This is a genomic window from Streptomyces atriruber (assembly GCF_001418325.1).
GTDB lineage: Bacteria > Actinomycetota > Actinomycetes > Streptomycetales > Streptomycetaceae > Streptomyces > Streptomyces atriruber.
In genome coordinates this window covers 1-6547 of the sequence record NZ_LIPN01000576.1, presented here as the reverse complement: position 1 = coordinate 6547, position 6547 = coordinate 1, and the positions used below count along the sequence as shown (strand labels likewise).

Annotated in this window: 8 protein-coding genes and 1 pseudogene; 7 read left to right on the top strand and 2 right to left on the bottom strand. The window is 72.0% G+C overall.

The genetic code is table 11. From position 1 onward, the window contains the following. The first annotated feature begins 121 nt into the window (after positions 1-121). The gene (locus AOK03_RS38735) at positions 122-790 is read left to right on the top strand and encodes an O-methyltransferase (RefSeq protein ID WP_055570046.1); all 669 of its coding nucleotides are present in this window, start codon (positions 122-124) and stop codon (positions 788-790) included. A 26-nt stretch (positions 791-816) separates the two neighbouring features. On the opposite strand, the gene AOK03_RS38730 is transcribed toward AOK03_RS38735, so the two are convergent. Next, positions 817-1209 carry an FHA domain-containing protein gene (locus AOK03_RS38730; protein WP_055570045.1) on the bottom strand — a complete coding sequence of 131 codons (393 nt, stop codon included), beginning with the start codon at positions 1207-1209 and terminating at the stop codon, positions 817-819. Positions 1210-1320: 111 nt separating this feature from the next. Here AOK03_RS38730 and AOK03_RS38725 point away from each other — a divergent pair, with 111 nt between their 5' ends. From AOK03_RS38725 to AOK03_RS38705, 5 genes are all read left to right on the top strand, one after another. After that, on the top strand, positions 1321-1725 hold the full coding sequence (locus tag AOK03_RS38725; protein WP_055570044.1) for a DnaJ family domain-containing protein: 405 nt from the start codon (positions 1321-1323) through the stop codon (positions 1723-1725). Positions 1726-1878: 153 nt separating this feature from the next. Next, complete coding sequence (locus AOK03_RS38720) at positions 1879-2547, top strand: hypothetical protein (RefSeq protein WP_079075246.1); 669 nt, start codon at positions 1879-1881, stop codon at positions 2545-2547. Then, positions 2540-2878 carry a hypothetical protein gene (locus AOK03_RS38715; protein WP_055570043.1) on the top strand — a complete coding sequence of 113 codons (339 nt, stop codon included), beginning with the start codon at positions 2540-2542 and terminating at the stop codon, positions 2876-2878. The genes AOK03_RS38720 and AOK03_RS38715 overlap by 8 nt, the downstream gene beginning before the upstream one ends. Positions 2879-2991: 113 nt before the next feature. Further along, entirely contained in the window at positions 2992-3309 is a 318-nt protein-coding gene (locus tag AOK03_RS38710) for an antibiotic biosynthesis monooxygenase family protein (RefSeq protein ID WP_055570042.1), read from the top strand. A 132-nt stretch (positions 3310-3441) separates the two neighbouring features. After that, entirely contained in the window at positions 3442-3981 is a 540-nt protein-coding gene (locus tag AOK03_RS38705) for a GNAT family N-acetyltransferase (RefSeq protein ID WP_055570041.1), read from the top strand. Between the two features lie 34 nt (positions 3982-4015). Here the strand turns inward: AOK03_RS38705 and AOK03_RS38700 are convergent, their stop codons facing one another. Continuing rightward, the gene (locus tag AOK03_RS38700) at positions 4016-6082 is read right to left on the bottom strand and encodes a DHA2 family efflux MFS transporter permease subunit (RefSeq protein ID WP_341845851.1); all 2067 of its coding nucleotides are present in this window, start codon (positions 6080-6082) and stop codon (positions 4016-4018) included. Between the two features lie 131 nt (positions 6083-6213). On the opposite strand from AOK03_RS38700, the pseudogene AOK03_RS43640 reads away from it, so the two are divergent. Further along, positions 6214-6547: pseudogene (locus tag AOK03_RS43640) on the top strand (hypothetical protein); the annotation flags it as partial.

The window sequence follows — 6547 nt, the reverse complement described above, 5'->3', positions numbered from 1 at the left end:
CCTGCGACCCGGCCGAGAATCCGCCTGACAACCCCCCGCCCCCGCCGTAGACTCCTTAGCGAAACTAACTAGATAGTCGAACAGTCGCACAACAGAACAGCCGAAGGGAACTCTCGATCACATGACCCAGCAGCAGTGGGACTCCGTCGACGACTACTTCACCGGCCTCCTCGCCCCCGCGGACGAGGCCCTGACCGCGGCCCTCCGCGACAGCGACGCGGCCGGACTGCCACAGATCGCCGTCGCCCCGAACCAGGGCAAGCTGCTCCACCTCCTCGCCCAGATCCAGGGCGCCCGCCGCATCCTGGAGGTCGGCACCCTCGGCGGCTACAGCACCATCTGGCTGGCCCGCGCCCTGCCCGCCGACGGCCGCCTCATCACCCTGGAATACAAGCCCGAGCACGCCGACGTCGCCCGCGGCAACCTCGCCCGCGCCGGACTCGACAAGATCGCCGAAGTCCGCGTCGGCCCCGCCCTGGACTCGCTCACCGCGCTCGGCGCCGAGCACCCCGAGCCCTTCGACCTCGTCTTCATCGACGCCGACAAGGCCAACAACGCGCGCTACCTGGAATGGGCGCTCGAACTCACCCGCCCCGGCAGCCTGATCATCCTCGACAACGTCGTGCGCGGCGGCGCGGTGACCGAAGCCGCCAGCACCGACCCGCACGTGCTCGGCACCCGCTCCGCGCTCGAACTCATCGCGGAGCACCCCAAGCTGACCGGCACGGCCGTGCAGACGGTGGGCACCAAGGGGTACGACGGCTTCGCGCTGGCCCGCGTACTCGGCTGAGCGGGCGGGCGGCGCCCAGGCGCCGCTCAACCCTCGTGGTAGTAGCCGATGTTCACGCTCCGCGGCCCGGACCTGTCCTGGATGACGACCTCGCCGGAGCCGCCCCGGGACAGCGGCGCCGCCCCTCCGTACGCGAGGGGCCGCGCCGCGCCTGCGGACACCAGCCGCACCTCGGAGGCCGGATCGGGGTTCGAGCCGCGCAGCCAGCTCACGGACCAGTTCCCGTCGGGCCCGCAGCGGAACTCCAGGTGCGTGCGGGACACGAACAGCCAGTCGTCGGGCGTCACCAGGCGGCACACGTTCCTGTCCCGCCCCACGCGCAGCACCGCACCCGGCTCGCTCGGCGCGTCGGCCATGAGCATGCCTGCGGTGGCACCCGCGTCCGCCCCGGACACCGAGGCCATGGTCAGCTCCAGCACGTCGGTACGCTCCTTCAACTCGCGGCGGCGCGAGCCTGCTTGGGATGTCGCGCGCTGCCGCATCCTAAGTGCCGCGGGGCGACCGCACGACCTCCCTGGGACAATGGCCCCATGACTGAGCGCAAGCCACCTGGAGTCAACTTCGAGTCCTGGATCGACAAGCAGATCCGCGAGGCGGAAGAACGCGGGGACTTCGCGTCCCTGCCGGGAAAGGGCAAGCCCCTGCCCGAGGGGCCCGACCCCACGTACGACGAAATGTGGTGGGTCAAGCGGAAGATGGCCCGCGAAGGCCTCTCCTACCTTTCCCCCACGCTCGCCCTGCGCAAGGAGGCCGAGGACACGCTGGCCGCGGCGGCCGAGGCGCCGTCCGAACGCATGGCGCGCAAGCTCGTGACGGACCTCAACGAGAAGATCGGCGCCGCACTGCGCACACCGCCGCCGGGCCCGCCGCTCGGCCTGACCCCCTTCGACGTCGACGAGGTGGCCCGCGACTGGCGGGAGCGCCACCCGGGCTGAGGGACGCCGGGGCGGCGCCTGCGGAGGGTGCCGCTCCGTGCACGGGCCGTTTGGCGGCCCGATTCCGGGCAACTCGTTCCGGGGAACGGGTGTCGGGGCCCCACCGGGCCCCGCGCCCCAGGCCGATCCCCGAGCCGAAAAGGGCACCCACCCATGTCCACACTCATGATCATTCTCCTGATCGTGGCAGTCGCCGTCCTCGCCGTCGCCGCCTTCGCCGTGCTGAACCGCAGGCAGCGGGGTGCGGGCGGCAGGCGCGGCCTCAAGCGCCGCTTCGGACCCGAGTACGACCGCGCGGTCGCCCGGCACGACGGCGACACCAAGGCCGCCGAGCGCGACCTCGGCGAGCGTGTGAAGCGGCACGGTTCCCTGCGTACGCGGGCGCTGGACCCCGCCGCGCGCGAGCAGTACACGGCCCGCTGGACCGCCGTCCAGGAGCGCTTCGTCGACTCCCCGCGCGACGCGGTCGCCGAGGCGGACCGGCTCGTCGCCGAGCTGGCCGGTGCCCGCGGCTTCCCGGACGCCGGTCACTACGAGGACCAGATCGACGCGCTCTCCGTCCACCACGCCCACCACGTCCACGGCTACCGCAAGGTGCACCGCGCGAGCCTCGGCGCGACCGCCACGGGTACGGCGGACGGGGACCGGACCGGCGCCGACACCGAGGAGATGCGCGCGGCCCTGGTCGAGGCGCGGGCGCTCTTCGAGGCGCTGGTGGCGGAACAGCACACCGACACCGAAGCGGACACCACGCGCACCGGCAGGCACGACACCGTCAAGCGCTCGACCGGCATCGCCCCCAAGGGAGTTCAGCATGGCTGACGGCACCGCTCTCTTCCCGATCGACGCACGCGACAAGCTGACGACGCGCCTGCAGAACGCGGTCAACGGATTCGTCGACGGCCCGCGCGCCGCCGTGGAGAACGCCGACCGCGTCCTGGAGGAGGCGATCACCGACCTGACGCGCACCCTCACGGAGCGCCGCCGCGCCCTGCGCACGACGTGGCAGCCCCACACCGCGGAGCCCGCCCCGGGCGAGCCCACCGCGGCGGAGCCCACCTCCCCCGTGCCCCCGTCCACCGGCGACACGGAACAACTCCGCCTGGCCCTGCAGGACTACCGTGAAACGGCAGAACGCCTGCTGCGCCTTTAGCCCCGGCCCGGGACCGAGCCCCGGGACCGCCGCCCTCCGGACCTCCGTGACATCCGGACCCCCGGCCCCGGGGCTCACGCCGCTCCGACACCCCCGTACGGCAGGATGGCCGCATGAGCGTAGTCAAGATCAACGTCCTGACCGTCCCCGCCGACCAGCGGGAAACCCTCGAAAAGCGCTTCGCCTCCCGCGCCGGCGCCGTCGAGAACTCGGACGGCTTCGAGTGGTTCGAACTCCTCCGCCCCATCGAGGGCACCGAGGACTACCTGGTGTACACGCGCTGGCGTGACGAGGAGTCGTTCCAGGCCTGGATGGAGGGCCCGATGAAGTCGGCCCACCAGGGCGGCGGCGACCGCCCGAAGCCCGCCGCGAGCGGGTCCTCGGTGTGGTCCTTCGAGGTCGTCCAGCAGGCGGCGCCCAAGGGCGAGTAGGCCTGGGCCGCTCAGGCGCCGGAGCCCCGTCTGCGATGCAGGCGGGGCCTTACGTTCGTGGGCCCGGACGAACCGGCGGCGGTGCGCAAAACCCTTTGCGGGACGGTGTGCGTGTCGGCTCAGAATGACCGCATGAGTAAGCCTGTCACCGTGGTCCCTGCCGCCGCCTCCTGGAGTGTCGGGCCGGAGGCGTACGACTCGTCCGTCGCCCTCGCGCTCTGGCGTGCGTACTACACAGAGGTCAGCGACCGCTGGTATCTGCTGAACGAAGGCCGGGTCACGGATCCCGAGGAGCTGGAGCGGGAGATCGCCGCCGAGACGGGGACCGATCTCGCGCCGCCGGACGGTGTGCTCCTCGTCGCGCGGTACGGGGACGAGCCCGTCGGCACGGCGGGAGTCCGGCTGCTCGATGCCGCGACCGCCGAGCTCAAGCGGGTGTTCGTACGCGAGGACCTGCGCGGCAAGGGCGGCGCGCCCGTCCTCCTCGCTGCCGCCGAGGACGCGGCCCGAGCGCTCGGCGCCGAGCGCATCGTCCTGGACACCCGCACCGACCTGGTGGAGGCCCGTGCGTTGTACGCCCGGCACGGGTACGAGGAGACCGAGCCGCTGACCGTCCGGCCGTACGCCGAGCACTGGTTCGCCAAGAAGCTGACCGGGGACGCGAGCGGCTGACCCGCCGGGCGCCTCACGGCTGACAGCTCACCGCTCACGCCGCGCGTACGACCGTCCCGCCACCCTGCGGCCGCTCCGACTCCGAGCCGCACAGTTCGGAGCTGAGCTCCTCCACCAGCTGGACCAGGTCCGTGGGGCGGTCGGGGCTCCACCAGTCGCCGAGCAGCTCCGACAGGGACTCCTCGCGGGCCCTGGCCAGGGTGGCCGCGACCTCGCGGCCCCGGTCGGTGAGGATCATCTCCAGGCCCTGCCGCTCCGCGAGCCGCCGCTCCTCGACCTGGCGGGCGGCCGCCGTGATGACGGTCAGCGGCACCGTGGTGCGCTCGGCCAGCACGCCCGGTTCGACGGAGCCGTGCCGGGCGATGCGCAGGAGCAGCCAGCTCGACGCGGGCAGCAGGTCGTGGCCCGCCCGCTCCGTGATCTTCTCGTAGACGGCACGCCGCCCCTCACGCGTCCCGAGCACCGACAGCGCCCGCGCGCACTCGTCGTACGACGAACGCTCCACGGGGTTGCTGGCCAGCGTCTGCGTCGGGTCGGGCGCCGTGACCGAGGCGCGCAGCTTGTCCTCGCGCAGGAACCAGGCGAGCACGAAGGCGGCCAGGGCGACCGGCGCCGCGTACAGGAAGACGTCCGTGATCGACGAGGCGTACGCGTGCAGGGCGTCGGGCCGCAGGTCGGCGGGGAGCCGCGCGATGCCGCGCGGGTCGGCCTCCAGCGTGCTCACGCTCAGCCCCGGCGGCAGCTGCTGCCCGGCGAGGGCGTCGGTCAGCTTGTCGCCGAGCCGGTTGGTGAAGATCGTGCCGAAGATCGCGACGCCGAAGGAGGCGCCGATGGAGCGGAAGAACGTCGCGCCGGACGTGGCGACGCCCAGGTCCTCGTAGCTGACGGCGTTCTGCACGATGAGGACGAGCACCTGCATGACCAGGCCGAGGCCCAGGCCGAAGACGAAGAAGTACGCGCTCATCTCGCCGGTGCCGCTGTTCTCGTTCAGCTGGTGGAGCAGGAGCAGTCCGAGGGTGGTGACGCCCGTGCCCGCGATCGGGAAGACCTTCCAGCGTCCCGTGCGGCTGACGATCTGGCCGGACCCGGTGGTCGCCAGGAGCATGCCCGCCACCATGGGCAGCATGTGCACGCCCGACATCGTCGGTGTGACCCCCTGCACGACCTGCAGGAACGTGGGCAGATACGTCATCGCCCCGAACATCGCGAAGCCCACGATGAAGCTGATGACGGCGGAGAGCGTGAAGGTGCGGATCCGGAAGAGCTTCAGCGGCAGCACCGGTTCCGCGGCCTTGCGCTCCACCGCGACGAAGACCGCGGCGAGCACCGCGCCGAGCACCGCGAGCCCGATGATCTGCGGCGATCCCCAGGCCCAGGTGGTGCCGCCCAGCGAAGCGACCAGGACCAGACAGGTGGCGACGGAGGCGATGAGGAAGGTGCCCAGGTAGTCGATGGTGTGCCGGGTGCCGCGCACCGGGATGTGCAGGGTCGTGGCGATGACGACGAGCGCGATCACCCCGATGGGCAGGTTGACGTAGAAGACCCAGCGCCAGCTGAGATGTTCGGTGAAGAGTCCGCCGAGCAGCGGCCCGAGGACGCTGGTCGCGCCGAAGACCGCGCCGAACAGGCCCTGGTACTTGCCGCGTTCGCGCGGCGACACGAGGTCCCCGACGATCGCCATGGACAGCACCATGAGACCGCCGCCGCCGAGCCCCTGCAGCGCACGGAACCCGATGAGCTGCGGCATGTTCTGCGCCATGCCGCACAGCGCCGAGCCGACCAGGAAGATCACGATCGCGGTCTGGAACAGCTTCTTGCGGCCGTACTGGTCGCCGAGCTTGCCCCACAGCGGTGTCGCGGCGGTCGCGGCCAGCATGTACGCGGTGACGACCCAGGACAGGTGGTCCATGCCGCCGAGGTCACTGACGATCGTCGGCAGCGCGGTGGAGACGATGGTCTGGTCGAGCGCGGCGAGCAGCATGCCGAGGAGCAGCGCGCCGATGGAGATGAGTACGCCTCCTGGCGGATGCCCGTTGCCTGCGTGGGCCGGGACCGGGCCGGGCCCCTCCCCCGTGGGGTGGGCACTGACATCCTGCGACATGGACACCTCCTGGGAGTCCGTCTTCCCTTCCATCCTGGTCCGTGTCTCCCGTTATGGCCTGTTGAAGCGAGGGTCTGCATAATCGCTGGAGCTCTCGGGGCGGGCGGGACTGACGAGGGGAGGGACGGCCGGTGGCCGGACAGGACGAACAGAACGAAGAAAGAGCACGTCAGGACGCAGACGGCACCGCCGACGGCGAGCGGGAGGGGCGGGACCGGGCGCGGGCACGGTCGGCCGAGGCGGCGGCAGCCGCCGACTTCGATCCGCTGCGGATACGGCCGTACGTTTCGCTGCCGGACCCCACGGTTCCAGATCCCACGCTGCCGGAGCCCACGGTGTCGTCCGAGGGGACGGAGGGCGTGAAGGGCACGGGTGCGGGTGCGGGCTCCGGTGCTGGTGGCGGTGTTGGTTCCGATGACGGTCACGGTGACGGTGTTGGGGCCGGTGCGGCCGTGGGGCCGGGTG